This window comes from Niallia taxi, assembly GCF_004005475.1.
In the GTDB taxonomy this organism is placed as follows: Bacteria; Bacillota; Bacilli; order Bacillales; family Cytobacillaceae; genus Niallia; species Niallia taxi.
This window is the reverse complement of the sequence record NZ_RZTZ01000005.1, coordinates 174,716-194,725: the sequence shown is the minus strand read 5'-3', so window position 1 is coordinate 194,725 and position 20,010 is coordinate 174,716. Positions and strand designations below refer to the sequence as shown.

The 20,010-nt window shown below is 40.9% G+C and carries 15 protein-coding genes and 1 riboswitch; of the genes, 6 read left to right on the top strand and 9 right to left on the bottom strand.

Going from position 1 to position 20,010, the window contains the following annotated elements:
• Positions 1 to 27 precede the first annotated feature (27 nt).
• Positions 28 to 888: a Cof-type HAD-IIB family hydrolase gene (locus EM808_RS14655; RefSeq protein ID WP_127738945.1), complete on the bottom strand. Its 861-nt coding sequence runs from the start codon at positions 886 to 888 to the stop codon at positions 28 to 30.
• Positions 889 to 1,377: 489 nt separating this feature from the next.
• Here EM808_RS14655 and EM808_RS14650 point away from each other — a divergent pair, with 489 nt between their 5' ends.
• Genes EM808_RS14650 through cydC form a run of 4 tightly spaced genes read left to right on the top strand, consistent with a single transcriptional unit; the run spans position 1,378 to position 7,247 of the window.
• Positions 1,378 to 2,781, top strand: coding sequence for a cytochrome ubiquinol oxidase subunit I (locus EM808_RS14650; protein ID WP_127738944.1), 1,404 nt, complete (start codon positions 1,378 to 1,380; stop codon positions 2,779 to 2,781).
• Entirely contained in the window at positions 2,774 to 3,790 is a 1,017-nt protein-coding gene (gene cydB, locus EM808_RS14645) for a cytochrome d ubiquinol oxidase subunit II (protein WP_127738943.1), read from the top strand. The genes EM808_RS14650 and cydB overlap by 8 nt, the downstream gene beginning before the upstream one ends.
• On the top strand, positions 3,790 to 5,490 hold the full coding sequence (gene cydD / locus EM808_RS14640; protein WP_127738942.1) for a thiol reductant ABC exporter subunit CydD: 1,701 nt from the start codon (positions 3,790 to 3,792) through the stop codon (positions 5,488 to 5,490). The genes cydB and cydD overlap by 1 nt, the downstream gene beginning before the upstream one ends.
• Positions 5,491 to 5,504: 14 nt before the next feature.
• The gene (gene cydC, locus EM808_RS14635) at positions 5,505 to 7,247 is read left to right on the top strand and encodes a thiol reductant ABC exporter subunit CydC (protein WP_127738941.1); all 1,743 of its coding nucleotides are present in this window, start codon (positions 5,505 to 5,507) and stop codon (positions 7,245 to 7,247) included.
• 28 nt (positions 7,248 to 7,275) lie between these two features.
• Here the strand turns inward: cydC and EM808_RS14630 are convergent, their stop codons facing one another.
• Both EM808_RS14630 and ybaK read right to left on the bottom strand, forming a co-directional pair.
• On the bottom strand, positions 7,276 to 8,175 hold the full coding sequence (locus EM808_RS14630) for an SDR family oxidoreductase (protein WP_127738940.1): 900 nt from the start codon (positions 8,173 to 8,175) through the stop codon (positions 7,276 to 7,278).
• Between the two features lie 69 nt (positions 8,176 to 8,244).
• Positions 8,245 to 8,721, bottom strand: coding sequence for a Cys-tRNA(Pro) deacylase (ybaK, locus tag EM808_RS14625; RefSeq protein WP_127738939.1), 477 nt, complete (start codon positions 8,719 to 8,721; stop codon positions 8,245 to 8,247).
• A gap of 169 nt (positions 8,722 to 8,890) precedes the next feature.
• On the opposite strand from ybaK, the gene EM808_RS14620 reads away from it, so the two are divergent.
• Positions 8,891 to 9,613 (top strand): class I SAM-dependent methyltransferase, encoded by a 723-nt coding sequence (locus EM808_RS14620; RefSeq protein ID WP_164849669.1) that lies wholly within the window; start codon positions 8,891 to 8,893, stop codon positions 9,611 to 9,613.
• 36 nt (positions 9,614 to 9,649) lie between these two features.
• Here EM808_RS14620 and EM808_RS14615 read toward each other — a convergent pair whose 3' ends face one another.
• Positions 9,650 to 10,546: an NAD(P)/FAD-dependent oxidoreductase gene (locus tag EM808_RS14615; protein ID WP_127738937.1), complete on the bottom strand. Its 897-nt coding sequence runs from the start codon at positions 10,544 to 10,546 to the stop codon at positions 9,650 to 9,652.
• A 186-nt stretch (positions 10,547 to 10,732) separates the two neighbouring features.
• Between EM808_RS14615 and EM808_RS14610 the strand changes: the two genes are divergently transcribed.
• Positions 10,733 to 10,897 carry a hypothetical protein gene (locus EM808_RS14610; RefSeq protein ID WP_225314745.1) on the top strand — a complete coding sequence of 55 codons (165 nt, stop codon included), beginning with the start codon at positions 10,733 to 10,735 and terminating at the stop codon, positions 10,895 to 10,897.
• Positions 10,898 to 10,910: 13 nt separating this feature from the next.
• Positions 10,911 to 10,999: riboswitch (cyclic di-GMP riboswitch) on the top strand.
• Between the two features lie 226 nt (positions 11,000 to 11,225).
• Here the strand turns inward: EM808_RS14610 and EM808_RS14605 are convergent.
• Genes EM808_RS14605 through essC form a run of 5 tightly spaced genes read right to left on the bottom strand, consistent with a single transcriptional unit; the run spans position 11,226 to position 19,974 of the window.
• Positions 11,226 to 11,489 (bottom strand): YwqI/YxiC family protein, encoded by a 264-nt coding sequence (locus tag EM808_RS14605; protein WP_127738935.1) that lies wholly within the window; start codon positions 11,487 to 11,489, stop codon positions 11,226 to 11,228.
• A gap of 2 nt (positions 11,490 to 11,491) precedes the next feature.
• A complete protein-coding gene (locus tag EM808_RS14600; RefSeq protein WP_127738934.1) occupies positions 11,492 to 11,917 on the bottom strand; it encodes a YwqH-like family protein in 426 nt (141 codons plus the stop codon).
• The gene (gene essA / locus EM808_RS14595) at positions 11,917 to 12,429 is read right to left on the bottom strand and encodes a type VII secretion protein EssA (protein ID WP_268926517.1); all 513 of its coding nucleotides are present in this window, start codon (positions 12,427 to 12,429) and stop codon (positions 11,917 to 11,919) included. Before essA ends, EM808_RS14600 begins: the two co-directional genes overlap by 1 nt.
• Positions 12,416 to 15,508 carry a type VII secretion protein EsaA gene (gene esaA / locus EM808_RS14590; RefSeq protein WP_164849667.1) on the bottom strand — a complete coding sequence of 1,031 codons (3,093 nt, stop codon included), beginning with the start codon at positions 15,506 to 15,508 and terminating at the stop codon, positions 12,416 to 12,418. Before esaA ends, essA begins: the two co-directional genes overlap by 14 nt.
• Positions 15,508 to 19,974, bottom strand: a complete 4,467-nt coding sequence (gene essC / locus EM808_RS14585; RefSeq protein ID WP_127738931.1) for a type VII secretion protein EssC — start codon at positions 19,972 to 19,974, stop codon at positions 15,508 to 15,510. The genes esaA and essC overlap by 1 nt, the downstream gene beginning before the upstream one ends.
• Positions 19,975 to 20,010: the final 36 nt, after the last annotated feature.

Here is a 20,010-nt window from a genome sequence, read left to right as displayed (position 1 = left end):
GGTTTTTCTTTATATGTATTTGTGAACTTATACCCCAAGTGCAAGCTTAATTGCCTTGCCAACGCCACTTTCCTCATTCGTTGCTGTGACAAAGTGACACTGTCTTTGGATTTCTTCATCGGCATTTCCCATTGCGACTGCTCTTCCTACCTTTAGCATCATAGAAAGGTCATTATAATTGTCGCCAATTGCCATCGTGTCTTGTAAGGAGATGCCTCTTGCGTCAACAAACTCCTCTAACGCGATACCCTTTTGGGCTTCAACAGCTGTTATTTCAATATTTTCCTTGCCTGATGCACTGACTGCAAGCTTCGAATTGCCCTTCAGCTTCTCTCTTACCTCATTTAATGTGACTGGTTCGAAGTGGAATGCCAGCAGCTTATAAATAATTTGGGAATCATCCTCAAACAAAACAGCATAGCTGTCAAGCTGGTTAACCTCCTGCAAACGCTCCTCAGCAGCCTTCTTAATTTCATCCATATCCATATTCTTTACATGACCATTAACAGTAAAAATATCCATAATCAATGATCTGGCCATTGTTTTATCTAATGTATATGTTCCTTTATTCGTATACACTTCATAATAAACTTGATGACTATGCAAAATTTCAGCAACTTCCTTTGCAAGGTCCTTGCTTAATGGATTTGTTTGGATTACTTCATGAGCGCTGGTGCGGATTTCTGCCCCATTTGCACAAATCATCGGTGTAATGATGCCAGCATCCTTCAACAAGTCCCCTGCCTCTTCATATGCACGGCCTGTTGCAATCACTACTTCAACCCCGCTCTCTTGAGCCAGTTTTATCGCCTCGCGGTTTTCTGCCGTAATTTCCTGAGCAGAAGTCAGCAGCGTACCATCCATATCAATAGCAATACATTTTACCATTTAAAAAACACCCTTTTTATTTATTTGTGGCAGGAAACGCTATTCCTATATAGCGCTTCCAACCTGTCTTAAAAAAAAGCCTTTAACAGCATTTTCAGCCAATATCTCTATGATAACATGGATTCACCTATTTTAATAACTCTCCGCTTTGTCCTAACATGCTCCAACACAGAAGGCTATATTTGTCATAATTGTGAACTGAAATTGTGAACACTTTTCAAACACTCTGTGATTTATAACGCAAAATAATCCTTTTTCATTATGATATAGCTATCATTTCGAAAAGGGAGACGATAAACGCATAAACATCTTTATACCAGCTTTTCTTCCTAGTTGAGAAGACTGGCTTCAACAGATGGCCACATCAATTTGTATTCTGATCCAACACGCTTATTTATTTTTTATGTGCTTAGTCAACGATATTTGTCGCAATTTTACTTATCATGTTCACATCTTCACAAAAACATTTTAGAACAAGGAGGAAAACACATGGATATGGTGTTTTTATCACGTTTACAATTCGCTTCCACCACCATCTTTCATTTCTTCTTCGTACCAATTTCTATCGGCTTAGTTTTCATGATCGCTATTATGGAAACAATGTACGTTAGAAGCGGCAATGAAGAATATAAAAGAATGGCAAAATTTTGGGGGAAATTATTTCTTATTAACTTTGTCATCGGAATCGTGACAGGAATCCTTCAGGAATTCCAGTTTGGCATGAACTGGTCAAACTACTCTCGTTTTGTAGGAGATGTTTTCGGTGCTCCTCTTGCGATTGAAGCATTGCTTGCCTTCTTTCTAGAATCCACCTTTATTGGACTCTGGATTTTCGGCTGGGATCGGTTATCAAAAAAGGTCCACCTTGCCTGTATTTGGCTGACATCTTTCGGTACAATCATGTCTGCCTTCTTTATTCTTGTTGCAAACAGCTTTATGCAGCATCCTGTCGGTTATGAAATCAACAACGGCAGAGCGGAAATGAATGACTTTTTGGCGCTGCTGACAAATGGGCAGGCACTTGTTGAAATTCCCCATACAGTTCTCGGAGCTTTGGCAACAGGAGCTTTCCTTGTTACAGGGATAAGTGCAATTAAACTATTGAAAAAACAAGATGTTTCTTTCTTTAAAAAATCATTCCAAATTGGTATTACAGTTGCGTTAATTTCAACATTTTTAACAATGGTGGCAGGTCATGCACAAGCTCAATATCTTGTAGAAACACAGCCAATGAAAATGGCGGCAAGTGAAGGACTTTGGGAGCATAGCGATGATCCAGCTTCCTGGACTGTTTCAGCGTTTATTAATGTCGATAAAAAAGAAAATTCTGGTGAAATTAAAATACCTTATCTGCTCAGCATTCTTTCCTATAATACGTTGGATGGCAGTGTAAAAGGTATGAATGAGCTTCAGGCAGAATACGAGCAAAAATACGGCGAAGGTAATTATATTCCTCCTGTTAAAACAACGTTTTGGAGCTTCCGCATCATGGTTGTTGCTGGTGTTGCCATGTTTGTGCTTGGCATTTACGGTGTTTTCTTAGCTTGGAAAAGGAAACTCGTTACTAAACCAAATAAGTGGTTCTACCGTTTTATGGTGGCAGGTATATCCTTGCCATTTATAGCCAATACTTCAGGATGGATTATGACAGAAATCGGCAGGCAGCCTTGGACAGTTTTTGGTCTTATGCAAACAGCAGACAGTATTAGCCCAAGCGTCAGTGCCGGTCAAGTCTTATTTTCCATCATAACGTTCTGCACCGTCTATGCGATTCTGGCTGTAATCATGATCTTCCTTTATGTGAAGGTAATCAAAAAGGGTCCGTACAAAATGGACGCAGAAGAACAAAAAATCAACAACGACCCATTTGCAAAGGAGGGTTTCCATGTTTGATCTAGGTGTACTTTGGTTTATATTAGTTGCTGTCTTATTCATTGGATTCTTCTTTCTGGAAGGCTTTGATTTCGGTGTTGGCATGTCCACACAGTTAATTGCTAGAAATGATATGGAAAGACGAATTCTTATTAATACAATCGGTCCATTTTGGGACGCAAATGAGGTTTGGCTGATAACAGCAGGTGGAGCACTATTCGCTGCCTTCCCTCATTGGTATGCAACACTGTTCAGCGGATTTTATACACCGCTTGTCGTCGTACTGCTTGCTTTAATTATTCGTGCAACAGGCTTTGAGTTCCGGGCAAAGGGCAATCACCCTATCTGGAAAAAGAGTTGGGACATCTGTATATTTTTAGGCAGTCTCCTTCCTCCCCTTTTGTTTGGGGTTGTGTTTGCTTGCTTCATACAAGGATTGCCGATTGATAAAAACATGGAGCTTAATGCCGGCTTTTTCGATATCGTTAATGTCTACACATTAACAGGCGGCATTACTGTACTTATGCTTTGTCTAGTTCATGGGCTTATGTTTACAACAATTCGGACTGTCGGTGATTTGCAAGACCGCGCACGCAATCTTGGTCAAAAGCTGCTGCCGCCATTAGGAATTTTATTAACAGCATTTACTGTAATGACATATATCAAAACAGATATCTTTGAAAGACAAGGCACCATCCTTTCCTTTTTGTTCGGAATCGGTGTAATTGCCTTTGTTCTTAGTGGATATTTCATATCTAGGAAAAAGGATGGCTGGGCATTTGGTATGACAGGTGCTGTCATTGCCCTCTCCTTTATATCTATTTTTATCGGCTTATTCCCAAGACTGATGATCAGCTCAATCAACAGCTCATTCAGCTTAACGGTCTCCAATGCAGCCTCCGGGCATTACTCCTTAACGGTGATGACAATTGTCGCACTTACCCTGCTGCCTTTTGTGCTAGGGTATCAAATTTGGAGCTATATTGTATTCCGTAAACGTGTAACAGAAAAGTCCCATCTGGAGTACTGATGGACAAAAACTTAATGAAGTCAAAAGGAATCAAGCCGATTCTTGCATTGCTAACGTTCGCAACAATCTTTCAAGGTGCTGCCATCATTCTGCAAGCCAAATGGCTTGCAGAGGCCATCACCTCTTTATTCAATGGAGAAGGAATTCAAGAACAATATGAAACAATCATATTGTTCTTGTTGGCATTTCTGGCACGCCACCTCCTTCAATTATTCCAGCAAAGCATCTCTGCCCGTTTTGCCGAAAAAACAAGTAGAGAACTTAGATCACGCCTAACAAAAAAACTGTTTGAGCTTGGACCGAAATATACAAAGAAACAAGGCAGTGGAAACATATCGACACTTGTGTTAGAAGGAATTTCCCAATATAAAGGGTATGTTGAACTTATCCTTCCAAGGATGGTTGGAACCTCCGTCATTCCTCCGATGATATTGCTGTATGTATATTGGTTGGATTGGATTGCAGGCATCATCCTGACAATCACAATGCCGATTCTAATTGGTTTCCTCATTCTCGTCGGACTGGCAGCAAAGGGACAAATGAACAAGCAGCTTGCTACTTACCGAATTCTTTCCAATCACTTCCTTGATTCATTGAGAGGATTGGAAACACTTAAATTTCTAGGAAAAAGCAAAAAACACAGTGACAATATTGAAAAAGTGAGTGAGCAATATCGGACTGCCACGATGAAAACACTTCGTGTCGCCTTTTTATCCTCCTTTTCACTGGACTTTTTCACATCATTATCTGTTGCTTCTGTAGCAGTTAATTTAGGTGTACGTCTTATTGGCGGTGACTTGCTGCTGTTGCCGGCATTAATGATTTTAATTATGGCACCTGAATATTTTCTTCCAGTAAGGATGGTTGGAGCAGACTATCATGCCACTTTAAATGGAAAAGAGGCAGGCGAAGCCATATTGGCAATAATTCACGAGGAAAGCAAAAGCATGTCAAATACAACTGTATCAGCTTTGCAGGATATTTCGAATATTGCATTTAATCAAGTAGGATATCGTCACAGCAGTGCGGAAAATCTCACACTTGAGAGTCTATCCTTCCAAATTGCTGGCTGCAAAAAGGTCGGTATTGTCGGAGAAAGCGGCGCAGGGAAATCAACCCTAATTGATTTACTCAGCGGCTTTACGAGTATTACAGAAGGTGAAATTCTATTAAATAATAAGGAGATACCAAGTCTTATGACGGAGGAGTGGCGGCAGAAAACTGTCTATATACCACAATCCCCCTATATATTCAGCATGACACTCAGAGAGAATATTGCCTTTTATCAACCTGGAGCAGATGATGATGAAATTAAAGCTGCTTTAAGAGCAACAGGGTTGGAGACATTATATCAATCCCTTCCGAATGGCCTTGACGAGATGCTTGGTGATGGCGGCAGAACACTTAGTGGCGGACAGGAACAGCGCATTGCCTTGGCAAGGGCCTTTCTGACAGACCGAAAAGTGATGCTGTTGGATGAACCAACGTCTCACTTAGATATTGAAACAGAATTTGAGTTAAAGGAGACAATGCTGCCATTGTTTGAAAATAGGCTTGTTTTCCTTGCAACACATCGCCTTCACTGGATGAAGAATATGGATAAAATTCTTGTACTAGATAACGGAAAAATAGTTGAAACTGGCACACACGAAGAGCTTGTAGCGGCAAAGGGCTGCTATTACAGGCTGCTGATTCAATAAAGGAGCTGCTAATCATGAGAGAAGACAAATGGATATTGCCATTTATGAAAGAGAATGCTGGACGAATTATTATCATTCTCTTGTTAAGCATATTAGCACTGGGCACAGGAGCGATGCTCACCTTTACTTCAGGCTATTTAATCAGCAGATCTGCCATGCCGATTGAAAACATTCTAATGGTGTACATTCCGATTGTAGGTGTTAGAGCTTTTGGAATCAGCCGCGCTGTGTTCAGCTATTTAGAAAGACTTGCGGGCCATGATGCTGTTTTAAGAATATTATCGAAAATGCGTATAAAGTTATATGGAATTTTGGAGCCACAGGCACTTTTCATTAAGAGCCGCTTCAAAATGGGTGATATGCTTGGCATTCTTGCAGAGGATATTGAACAGCTTCAGTATATTTATTTAAGAACGATTTTTCCGACAATAGCAGCATGTGTTTTATATATCATGACAATTTGTGTTATCGGTATTCTTGATATCCCCTTTGCCATGCTTATGGCATTTTATTTAGCGCTGTTACTCGTTGTATTTCCAGTTTGTTCTCTGCTGTTAATGAGGAAAAGCCAGACAGAATATAAACAGCGCAGAAATGGCCTTTATCAAAAGCTGACTGACAGTATTTTAGGCATAACAGACTGGGTTATTAGTGGTCGCTCAAACAGCTTTATATCCTCCTATGAAAGAGACGACGCTTTAGCAGCAGATGTAAACCTTAAACTGACCCGCTTTTCGAGATGGCGTAATTTTGCCCAGCAGGCAGTTTCAGCAATAGTAATTACCTCTTTGCTATTTTGGGCGGCAGGACAATATGCAGAAGGACATATTCCTGTTGCGATGATTGCTGCCATTGTATTAGTTGCACTGCCAATACTGGACGCCTTTCTAGTTGTTTCTGAAGCGTTTGAGAGAATCCCAGGATATCAAGATTCCTTAAACAGACTAAAAGGGCTGGAAGGCTCTGAAAATAAGGCTGCCCAGCACAAAATGGCGCCTAAGGAAAATTCTGTCCATATTAAACTGGAAAATGTCTCTTATACCTATGAGAAAGGGAATACCCCCTCTGTCCAAAAAGTAAATATTGATATTCCCCAAGGAAAAAAAATTGCCGTGATTGGCAGGAGCGGTGCAGGAAAATCAACATTGCTAAAGCTTATTCAGGGGGTTATCACCACAAAGGATGGAAAGGTAACCTATAACGGGAAGGACGCGGGACTTCATCAGGAGGACACTTCAGCCATCATTTCTGTTTTAAACCAAAGTCCCCATCTATTTGATACAACACTAAGAAATAATTTGCTGCTAGGCTCAGATGACGCGGGAGAAAATGAGTTGACTAAGGCAATTAAACTAGCACAGCTGCAGGACTTAGTGAACAAACTGCCAGAAGGGCTTGATACCTTTATGCAGGAAACAGGCCAGCGCTTTTCTGGTGGTGAAAGACAGCGTGTCGCTTTAGCTAGAATTCTCTTAAAGGACACGCCGGTTGTCATATTAGACGAACCGAATGCAAGCTTGGACCCTCGTACAGAAAAGGAACTGCTTCAGACCATTTTTGCCTCCCTAGCAGGAAAGTCAATCATCTGGATTACCCACCATTTAGTTGGGGTGGAACAGATGGATGAAATCTTATTTATGGAAGCAGGCAAAATTGTGATGAGAGGCACACATCAAGAGCTTCTTGGAAACGAACGTTATAGACAATTTTATGAACTGGATCATCCAGAGTTCTTATTAAAAAAAGATGAGGCATAAACTTCCTCATCTTTTTTGCTGCCATTTTTTATGTCGTTACCATCTGACCGCCATTTATATGAATTACTTCCCCTGTCGTATAGCCAGAGTCATCTGAAGCTAAATAAACATAAGCAGGTGCGAGCTCAAAAGGCTGGCCTGCCCTTTTCCATGGCGTATCTATCCCGAATGTCATAACATTCTTTTCAGAAAAGCTTGCTGGAATTAATGGTGTCCAAATCGGTCCTGGCGCAATGGCATTCACTCTGATTTTCTTTTTTGCCAATGACATCGACAATGATCTCGTCAATGTAAGAATAGCTCCCTTTGTTGCCGAGTAATCGATTAAATCCTTATTTCCCTCATATGCGGTAACAGAGGTAGTATTAATGATCGAGCTTCCCGCCTTTAAATGAGGCAGAACTGCTTTTATTAAGTAAAAGAAGGAGAATATATTTGTTTCAAAGGTATTAGTTAATTGTTCCTTTGTAATATCAAGAATGCTTTTTTGAACAAATTGGACCGCGTGATTATTGACTAATATATCAATTTTCCCAAAGCGTTGGATTGCCTGCTGTGCGACAACTGCAGCGTTTTCCTCGACTCTAAGATCTGCTGCAATGAACAGGCTCTCTCCACCAAGCTGATTGATTCTCTGCTCTGTTTCTTGGGCATCTCTATGTTCATTTAAGTAAACGATAACGACCTTTGCACCTTCCTTAACGAAGGCATATGCCGCTGCCCTGCCAATACCGCTGTCCCCGCCAGTAATAATCGCTACTTTTCCCTTTAGCTTGCCACTGCCTTTATAGTTAGGGTTTTCGGAAATCGGCCGTGGATTCATTTCATACTCAAAGCCTGGCATTCTGTTCTGATGCTGTGGTGGAAAAGCAATTGGTGTATTCTTTACTTCTTGCTTATGATCATAATACGGATATTCTGGATACATTGTTTTTGCACTCCTTCTGGGCATTTATCTTTACATATGCTATGCCCAGAAGGAAAAGTTGTGCTTTTTTTATGAAAGAACATTCACTACTGCTGCGTCTGTTGCTTGAATAAGATTACTCACTTCCAGCTCCATCTGTAAGCCTATTTTGCCACCACTCACGACAATAGATGGCAGCCCCTCTGCACTGTCATCAAGAATTGTTTGATATTTTTTCTTCATGCCAATCGGTGAGCATCCACCTCTTATATAGCCTGTTAGCTTTTGAATATCCTTTACAGGTGCCATCTCGACTTTTTTTGCTTGCACTGCCTTTGCTGCCTTTTTTAAATCAAGCTCAGCTTGGACTGGGATGATGAATACATACGGCTCCTTTTCCCCATCTTGTACAACAAGCGTTTTAAATACCTGTCTTTTATCGACACCTATTTTTTCTGCTACCGAAATGCCGTCAATTTTTCCATCCTTATTTTCGTAAGAATGGGTGGTATAGGAGATGTGGAGACCGTCGAGAATGCGCATTGCATTCGTTTTGCCTTTTGCCATTACGTTTCAGCTCCTGTCTGACTTTTCACTCTTTTCCCCATTATAACTTAACCCGTTAGACATTTGGCCCCGATAATCAGAACCAATTTGCCGATATGCCATATAGTATTGGAAAGCTGCCTTAATCAAAGGGAGCGAAATGCGATTCCTGACTATTGGAGGAATAAAGATGAAACCATCTTATCAAGATGCACTTGCTTATTATGGAGTTAACGGAGCCCATCCTGGCGGGCTTTCCTTAACTAGATACTTGCTGCAGCAAGAAAAAATCACATCAGCCACAAGCCTGTTAGACGCTGGATGCGGGACAGGGCAAACCTCGGCTTTTATTAAAAAGCATTACCCTTGTTCTGTCACAAGCATTGACCTCCATCCAACGATGGTAAAAAGGGCTGCAAGCCGTTTTCACAAAGAAAATCTGCCTATAAATCTAGTGCAAGGCAGTATTGAGAAACTGCCATTCCCTGACGGAAGCTTTGACATCATACTTGTAGAATCTGTGCTTATTTTCACAGATATTCGCCACTCCTTAAAGGAGCTTAAGCGTGTCCTGAAGCCTAACGGTGTCGTTCTTGCCTTGGAAATGACTTCTGAGAGAGAGCTTACACCATTAGAACAAAATAATATGAGATCAGTCTATGGAATAGAGAAGGTATATTCTGAAGGCGAATGGGTGCACAACTTAGCTGCTGCTGGCTTTAGGAATGTGGAAATCAAGCTGTCACACACCGTTTACTCCCATATGTTTGCAAACATTGAAGTCGAAGAGGAAGAAATGGACGTCCATGTTACAAGAAATTTAGAGATGGAAAATAAGCTGACGGAGCATGCTCACATTTTATATACTTATGGAAATATTATTGGATATCGCGTTTACAGAGCAACACTTTAATAAAAAACACCCTCCTGAGTCAGGAGGGTGTCTTCATTAGTTTAACAGCGATTTATGAATCCATATGGCAGCCTGTGAACCGTCTCCCATGGCAATTGTCACCTGTTCGGAATGGGCAACAACATCACCTGCAGCCCACACATTTTCTACATTTGTCATTTTCGTTCTGCCATTAACAGGAATATGGTTATTCTCTAATATCTCCACACCGAGCTGTTTGGCAAGCTCTGACTTGACGATATTGCCCCCGAATGCAATAAAGCCATGCTCCCCTTCCAAAAACTCGCCATCGTCTAAAGTGAAGCCTTGCAAGCTTGATCCATCCGCTTCCACTTTCTTGATTTTCTTATCTATAACAGGGATATTTTGTTCAGCAAGCTTCTTCTGTACTTCCTCGTCGATTGCTTCTCCACCGTGGTTAACGTAGACAAGCTCCTTCGTCCAATACGTTAATGTTAACGCCATATTTGCTCCAACTTTTCCATTGCCGATAACAATAGTCTTTTTATTTTTAACCTCATAGCCATCACAATCAGGACATAAATACACACTGATTCCTAAACAGGGATAGAGCTCTGCAAATGGCGGGATATTGTCAATAATACCTGTTGCAAGAAGCAGTCTCTTCGCTTCATACTGACCTGATTCTGTATCAATAACAAAATAATCATCCTGCTTTTCCACATTTGTAGCTGTCGCGGAAAGAAACTCAACTCCAAGCTTTTTAGCCTGCTGCCTTCCCTTCTGACGCAGTTCTGTTCCGCTTATCCCATCTGGATAGCCAAGTATGTTATGATAGCTTTTGCAAAGAATAGACCTGCCTACTCCCGAATCTATAACCAATACATTATGTTTATACCTGCCGAGCTGTATAGCTGCCTGCAGGCCGGCGATTCCTCCGCCGATAATTACACAATCAAATGTTTTCTTCATCACAGACTCCTTCTATTAAAGTTTATCGGTTTTATTAGATTTCCTGAATTGTATACTGTTTATACAGTACGAAACCACGAACATTACTTTTACTATTTTTACCAAAATAGGATTGAATACTTTTCAAGATGGTTATAATAATGCATAATGAATTCATGCAACTCCAAATTAAGGAAGTGGTCTTGTTTGCAGTTAGTAAAAAGGGAGCTTGCGCGCTTATTAGATGATCATAACAGATGCCCTGATTTCCTGATAAAAAAGGCAATCGAAAAAGACATTCAATTATTAGAAGAAGCCATTTCCATCTACGAAAAACAACAACAGATTAGCTTCTACGAAAAGGAAAACTAAAATATATGAATATCTTGTCAAAAGGCAAATTTTACGAAAGTAAAAGACGCAAAGCCACGGACCTAAGATAGCAGCAACTATTATGGCCGCCGGGCTGCCAAGGTCGTTTATATTTTCCTTATTAACTACTACCCCAAATGAAAAAAGCATAACTTCTAGTGAAATTATGCTTGAAAATTACTATTATTAAATTTTAAAAGCAACTGAATGCAATATTATTGCTTGTAATGACCGCTTTTTAGTGTACTCTTAGAGAGAAATAATGCTTCGCTCTTGCTTCCATTGTATCGCGTAAGCCCTCACCATCTAGAAACTTCACCAGATCACCCTACCTAGTTATCGCTTCATCCTGTTCCTTTAATGCATCAATATTGTCCTTTGTATCTGCTATATTCTTTAAAACAATCTTTTTATACTCTTCTATTAAGCTCTCAATTCGTTCTTCTCTTTCTTTCCATTCCGTTGTGAAATCGAGCTTGTTGTCCTTCAATTTGCTTGCCGGTGTGCTGCTCAAGGCAAGACTGTGCACTGCCTGTTCTGCATTGCTTAATTTGCTGATTGCATTTGCATGGTTTAATTTAATCGTAGCCATAATCACAACATCCTTTTAATTTCAGATATTTTATTTGTGACATCGTCATACATATCTTCGCCAAGCTCGAATAGTTTTGATGCTTCACCAACAAGGCCGCCAATGCCATGAAGACTGGTTTTTTCCATTTGCAGGAGGTTGATCTTGCTTTGGATTGAGCTTTGATATTGTGGATATTCTAAGTTTCCGATATAGCTCATTGCCAGATACACATCGTCTCGCTTCCCGTCAAACTCATCTGCTCGTTGACCAACCCAATTATTGTTTAAATCAGGCTTTTTTAGCTGCCTAATTTCCTCTAGCATTGTATCCTGCTCGTTTTCCACTTTCTGTTTGGCTGATTTTAATCTTTGAATTTTACGCTCAATATCGTCTATTTTGCCGTTTACATCACCTTTTAGGCTTGCGAGCATACTTGAAAGACTCATTAATTATCACGCATCCTTTCCCCTTGTTTGGCTGTCCGATAGAAAACAGTTAAAACGATGCCTAGCAGAACAATACAGACAGCAATAAGAATGCCTAGAAATAAGGATAATGAGGAATGTGCATCAGACTGTATGTCTTCTGTTTTCCCCATTTTCACAGTCTCATCGTCCCCTGTAAATAAGCCAAGCTGTTCTGCATTCTGTTCAATTTTATTTGTTGCCGCCTTTTGGAAAAGTTTATTTTTAACATCATCAGCAGAAAAGGTCTTTTCACCTTCGAATGTCAGCTGCTTCTGTTCTTCAGGAATTTCAGACTTGCTCGTTGAAGAACCATCTTCATCGAGCAAATCAGTATTCTTGTCTGTTGATTTTCCTTCATATTCATTTGGTGCCAATTCATCAATATTGGATTTTGTTTCTGCATATGCCTTTTTCATATTTCCATAAGAAAAATAAACATTTATCCCCATAAAACAAACCACCAAGCAAATAATCCATTTACATCGTCTCATTTGCTCCCACCTCATGCTCCATGCTGCTAGAGCCTTTATAGCGCTCAATCAGCACTTGCAGAATTACAAGAAGAAGCAACGTAAACACTAAAACGATAGCAGCAGGGGCAAATAAGGATTCCGTGCTGTACTGAATGGAAATATAAACGTTGCTCATCGGATCCGCAAATTTAAAGTTAGGTGTGCTCAATGCCAGCAATGGTGTAACGTACAGGGCAATTACACCTGCGGTCACAAATAGGCCGACAAGGCGATGCAGTGAAAACGCAGCTGTAATTAGGCCTGAGCTGACCATTAGAAGCAAAATAGTAAACACAGTCCATTCCATTGTTGCCTGCTCTGCCAGCTGATATATTTTCAAGCCGTATAGGCTGATGATAAAGCCGACGAGCGTATTCACAATGAAGAACAATGCTGCGCGCACCCAATATGGCAGGCTGCTGAAATAATAGGTTGTATAGCCGATCAACAAGCTGCTTAATAAAACGATAAACAACACAACCACTGGCGGAACCGTATTTGTTTCAACCTTCTCAGAAGTTCCTGCAGTAAGCTGCAGCGGACTCGAAAGGAAGTCATAAACAACGCCATTGGATTGGTCATCAACAAAGGCATTGCCAAGCACCGAAAAGACATCATCTCTTATTAGCTCTGTAGATTTAACATTTGTTGACCATTTATTGTTCAACACATCTGCATCTGTTTGGACAGCAGATACTTCTTGATGTAGGCCATTTGTGTATTCAATAATTGTCTTTTGGCTCTCACTTGCATCCTGCAGGCCATTATGGAAGGAATTCATTTGCTCTTGAATAAGCTTATAACTCGTGGCGACACTAGCGCCTCTTGCCTCTGCACTTAAGTTACCAGCTTCATTTTGCGTTGGCTGGTGGATTTGCTCGAGCAATTGATTCGCATCAGCTTCCATTGAAGTAAAGCTTTCTAAGAGCTTGCCTTGGTTATCCTCAACTGATTTTTTGTAATCTGCCATAAACACTGTGAATCTGTCATTTAAAGCCGATAATCCGTCGCGCATTGTCGGCGTTTCCTCTTCGATTTGATTCCAATAGTTGTTTTCCTCATCACTCACTTGGAAAATCGCTTGGATTTGCTGAAGAAACTTGTCATTTGCCATAACTTCCTCTTTTGCTGGATTTTGGCCAAGCATGCTCGATAATGTACCTTCATACTCATTTAGGTATGCATAATAGTAAAGAAGATCTACTACCTTACCTGTTGCAATATCCTTATCAAACCAATTCTCCAGCTCCTGCTTTCGGTCTGCTGAAAGGGCGTTGGAGGCTAAAATAGACTGTTCCTTTTCTTCTATTACATCCAATATTGCTGTCATGTTATTAGCATATTGGGACAGCTGCTCCCTTAGCTCATTATTGACTTCTGTTAAATCCTCTGCATAATCTATTAATCTTTCTTTTTGTTTCGTCAGCTCATCAAGCTGTTTATTCAAGTCTTCATTTTTCGTTTCAAACTCTGACAGGCTTGTTGTGTTATTGTCTAGCTGACTCGTTAAATCTTCAATTTGAGCAAGCAGTCCTTTAACATAACCTTGCTGGTTATCTCCACTTGCTTTCAAGCTTTCGTTCACTTTAAATACACGTTCATTAATAGCCTTCAGCTGTTCAACAGCTTGGGCTATTTCTTCACTAGTAGTGCTTCCTGCCATGCCTGTCAGCTTGCCTTCAAGGTCTTGTAAAGCAGCTTGTATTCCCTCTAATTCCTTGTGCTCATTAGCTTCTGCATTAGAGTTTCCAGACTGCTGTTCCTGACCCTCGCCAGATTGCTGGGATTCGCTAGCTCCTGCTTGTTCGCTTACAGCCGCAATCACTCCGTTGCCGTCACCACCAACCGGCTCCTCACTATCTGAACCTTCCTCTCCTGTTCCTGGATTATCCACGCCCTCTTCCTCAGACATTTCAGAAGGCACTTCCGGATTCTCTGGTGGATCTTCTGGCAGCAGTACTTCATCTCCTTCTGACAAGCCTTGCTTAGCAGCTATAAGCTTACCTTGCAAGGAGTTAAGGGACTTCGTATCAACTAGTTGCTGATAGTAGTCTAAGAGATTGCTTTGATACTGGTTGTAAGACAGCAGCTGATTTTCGGCAGTATCCACCCGCTCCTGCTTTGTTTGCAGAAGCAGACTTTCATTTGTCTGCAGTTGGCTGTTTAAATCTGTCATTTGCTGTAATACTGTTTGTTCATTTTCATTTAACAAGCTTTGTGTCTGCAGATATGGTGATTTCTGATTCTCCGTTGCTGTGCTTATATTTGCTACGGCATCCTCTTGAATGCTTGCAAGTAGCTTTTGCTGCTCCTGCTGATACTGTTCATATGCTTGCACATTTTCAACAAAACCAGTTAAGTCTTCTGAAAAGGAGTCAGCCGAAGCCTCCTGATCTGTTCCTTGGTCAGCAACTTGGCCAAAGGAGCTCTTAATATTTTCGAGCATCGCTTGCTGTTCTTTGATTTGATCTGCCAAATCCTTTGAGCTCGGCTTATAGAAGGCAAGCATTGTCCCTTGGAAATCGACCTCCTTTTGCAAAATCTGGTCGAATTCCTTTTTCACTGAATTCATGTCTGTTGCAACATAACTCCAATATAGAGAGGAAAGCCGCTGATTTGTCCGCTTTGTTGCTTTTTCTACCTCCAGCTTCACCTTCTCTGTATTAACAGCATTTAATTGCGTTTGTAATTTATAGTCGAAAGTGACCTTGCTTGGATTAGCACTCTCATAATCCATCACTTTTTTGGAAAAGTCAGATGGAATATAAATGACCGCATCATATTTATTGCTGCGCAGCCCGCTTTCTCCGGCACTTCTGCCGACAACACTCCAATTATAAGAAGAATCCTTCGCTAGAATGCTTGCAGCACTTTCACCTAAATGAATTTCCTCTTCTTCCCCTTCTAAGCCAACATCTTCATTTACGATTGCAATTGATTTTGTTGCATTTTCCTTCTCCTTTAACGGATTTTCTCCAATTGCCTTAAAGAACAGCAATGGAGCGCCGATTATAAGGACTAGCGCAATAATTATCTTCCATATAGGAAAGCCCTTCACTATAGGCTCACCTTCCTTTCCACTAACATCAACGGAATTTGGATTCTCTTTTCTTTGCCATTTTCCACATAGTAACCAAACCCTGGCTGAACTTCCTGTTCCTGTCTTTCATATGCAAGTGTGAACAGTGTCTGCTCTGACTTCTTCATAAGAACAAGTGCCTGACGAACCTGCTTCAGCTCCAGCGTCAGCGGATCATAGCCTTTTGTCAGCTCATTATTTGTTCCAGAAACAACAATATGGAAGCCAAGATGACTGTAATTTTTCATAAGGCGGACGATGTTTTCTTGGATGCGGTTATCAACTTGCTGCAAGAACCTGCTGTATCCATCAATAAACATATAGATGAACGGCTGAACTTCTGGCATTCTGCCGCTGCGTACAGCCTCCTCGTAGTCTAATTCTCTCTGTTTTAACACGCTCTCCACATTTTCCAGCCAAGCAGAAATACTATCCTTATTATCAATAAAGCTGACTGTGTCCCTATCAACAACATGAGAAAGACTTCTATCAATAGAATCAAAGATTGCTAACTTTTCCGTTTGCTGGCGTGCAGCCTCGCTTAAGATATGCTGCATAGCGTTTGTTTTTCCCTTTTGAGCCTGGCCGAGAATTAAACAGTGGTTCATTTTGGCAAAGTTGATGCTGACAGGCTCAACACTCTCCTCTTCCAAGCCAATCGGAATCAAGCCTTGCCTTTGCTCCTTCACATACAGATAGAATTGCTTATTATTCAATTCAGAAGGCAGCATTGGTACAGCTTTCGGCTTTTCAAACTCGTTATACTTCTGTTTCAGTGCATCAATTTCTTCTTTCAGCAGCCGCAATTGTTCGTACTCATCGAGTCCAATATTCGGCAGCAATATTTGCGAGAAAAAGGCAGCATCTTTTTTGATGATGGCTCTCCCTGGGATAGGCTCTGGCTCAAATGGTACCCTGCCAAGAATCGAGTATGCCTCCGTGTTATCCATTAAGTAATGGACAATTTTCGTTCTGAGATTGTTCATGAGCGTTTGTCTAATGGAATTAACTCTCGTTGCACTAAAAATCATATAAATGCCGAGTGATTGACCATCCCTTGCAAACTGGTTCATCTGTGCTTCAAAATCATGCATTTCATCTTTTACGACATCATAGTTATCAATGACAATAAACCATAATGGCAAGATATCCTCAGCAAGAGTGTTATACATCTTGATCGAGCTTACCTCCATTTGCTGGAACAGTCTCTTTCGTTTTGCCATTTCACTCTTAATGATAGCGACAAATTTATTTGTCTTACGCTGTTCATCCATAAGGAAATAGTCTGCTGTATGCGGAAGCTGCCTTAATGGCATTAAGCCTCCATTCCCGAAATCAAGTAAATAGAAATGTGCTTGCTCTGGGCTTGCCTCTGCAGCAATCCCCATTAGCAATGTAATCATTGTTTGGGTTTTACCATAACCTGATGAGCCAAAGACTCCAATATTGCCATCCTCCACCCATTCATACGTATACGGAGACTGGCTTTGTTTTTCTGGCTCATCGACCATTGCGAGCAAGACCTTTTTATCTTCTCTTTCAATTGCTATATCTGGCTTATATATACGCGGAGATAATGGCGGAAGCCAAGGACTTGCAATTTTTTGAAGTCCTAGCTTATGCTGGACCGCTTCAATTTCCTCCACAATTGCTTCCATCTCTGTAATGGACTCTTTCCCCGTTGTTTCTTGTAAGGAAAGCTCTGATAAAGGCACAAGTCCAAGATCAGTAACAAGAGCAACTTCATCCTCATTAAGAGATGCTTCATCTTTATAGGCTGCCCCGCTCCAAGCAGATTGAAATAGTTCGTACACCTCATTATTGCCAACCTGCAAATACCCTCTTCCAGTAACCGTTAAGCCGGAAGCATCTGCATTTTTGAGAATCTCTCTGCTGTCCTCTGCATTCTGAACCTTCAGCGCAATACGGAAACGGGCATTACTCCAGATTTGAGCATCAATTATGCCGCCAGGCTTTTGCGTTGCCAAGATTAGATGAACACCAAGGCTTCGCCCGATTCTCGCAGCACTGACTAACTCTTGAATGAAGTCAGGCTGTTCACTTTTTAATTCAGCAAATTCATCTGAAATCAGGAACAGATGTGGTAATGGTTCTGTACTCTTATTCTGTTTATAAAGGCGGGTGTAATCATTAATATGATTCACCTCGTATTTGTCAAAAAGACGCTGGCGCCGCTTAAGCTCACTTTTGATGGAAGCCAATGCACGCTGGCTGAAGTTTTTACTTCCTTCAATATTCGTAATAGTCCCAAGCAGATGGGGCATATTTTTGAACGGCTGGGCCATGCCTCCGCCTTTATAGTCAATGAGCAGGAAGGCAACCTCATGCGGATGAAAGTGGACAGCTAGGGATAATATATAGGTCTGCAAAAATTCACTTTTCCCTGACCCTGTTGTCCCTGCCAATAACCCGTGAGGTCCGTGGGCTTTTTCATGTAAATTTAACCGAACTACATCTGTTTTCCCTTTCAGGCCAATCGGAACGGCAAGAGATTTAGCTGACTGATTGTTCTCCCAATTTTCTTGGATAGGTATATCCTTAACATCCTTTTGTTGGAGCATTTCCATAAAAGAGACGCTCTCGGGAATCGAGTTGGTAACTCCAATCTGATGATTCAGAGTCCTTAGCATTCTGGCGAAATATTCATTGTTCTCATACTTATGGACATCAAGCTTGAAAGGAATTTCAACAGCCTTTCTATCCTGCATTAAAATATCCCCTTGAGAGGCATTTATATATCGGACAAGTGTATGAATATTATCGGAAAAGCTTTCCTTCGCTTCTGATGCAAAAATGACGGATATACCGAGATGCCTGTGCTCACCCTCCAGGTATTCTAGGATGACATGCTCAGAAATGAGCTGCTGGTTGGCAATGATGAAAATATAATGCGGTGAGAACAATAGCTTTTCCTTATCCTCCTCCAAATCTCTCTCCCGAATCATTTCATAAATCGAGCTAAGAAGCTGATCTCTCGTGCTTTCATTATAAATCATGCCCTTTGCATGTGAATTTGGAAGCTGAAAATGGGGCAGCCGTTTCATCCACTCCCATGTGCTGTATTCCTTCTCATCAAAGATAAAGATAAAGCGGACGTCATGATAGCTGTGGAAGAATGCAAGTTGACCGACTAGCTGGTGAAGCTCTCTTTTTAAGACGGCTTCTTTCCCTATTAAACCAATCGCACCTTTTGAAAGATCGACAGTGATAGGCAGAGGCTCAAGCTCCTGATAGGTCTTCTCAAGCTGCTTTGACGCCTCCATTAGTTCATCCATTTCTCTGTTAGACATATCTTGTGAGCTCACGTCGATTTTGTAGCTTGCTGGCACCTTTCCTGTACCAATACGGAATTGTAAAAAATCCTGGCTTGTTAATGCCCGTTCCCAAATCCTGTCCGAAACTTCGGCGACCATATATTTCATCCGCTCAAACTCTGGAAAATGATACTCAAGTACTTCACGTTGCTTTTCTGCAAGCAGGTGAAGCTCTTCTCGCTTCTCATTTAAATAGTTTGTATAAATGCGACGCCTTCTGAGCTCCCATTCTTTGCGGTTTGCTTTATCCTTAAAATACTGAAAGATTGAAGTGAATAAGGTTGTCGCAAACATAACAAGAGAAACGACAATAAATATTCCTCTTGGTATAAAAATCGCAACAATTCCCATAACGATAAGCATCATTAAGGGCGGAAGGATTATTAACCATAAAGGCCTTTTTGTATGCTGTGCCTCCTGTCCCGGAAAGGTTAGTTGAACCTTTTCCTTTGGAAGTTCATACACCATTCTTGGTGTTCGTCTGTACAGTGGATAGCGTTTTTTCATTTCTGATTGATGAGGCTTAATTTCTTCCAGTGTTGTTCCATATTCTTTTACAGTGGCAATGGATAGAAGATCTTCATCTAAAAGTGTAATTTCCATCCCATTCCAGAGGAGAATATCTCCAAGCGCCAATTCACTGTCTGAATCCAATAAATGGCCATTAAGAAATACTCGGGACTCTCCTTTCTTTACTGTGCATCCGTCAGAAGCATCCATTAAAAAGCCTGCTGACAGCTCATCTTGGTCCTCTAGCAACCAAAATTCTGCATCATTCTCACGCTCTGCTTGTTGTGCTGCAAAATAGATTTCTTTTCTTTTCCCTATATAAAACGTTGTGTTAGGAATATCTCTTATTAAAATCAGCTCAATAATTGCAGACCCTGCCTTAACGTTCTGCTTTTCCTTTTCTTGAAGTTCGACCCATTTCTGTTCATATTGATATGTCGCAACTCCGTTTTTATCAACAGCTACTGTCAATTGGCCTTCCCAGCCTGCTATAGACATTGTGATACCCATTTCCATTGCTGTGCCTATTGTGATTGACTCATTCTTATCTAAATAGGCTTTTTCGTATGTATCATCGTGAAATACAAATAATGTGTACATCTTGTAATCCCCTTTTTAATCGCTGCCAGTAAATAA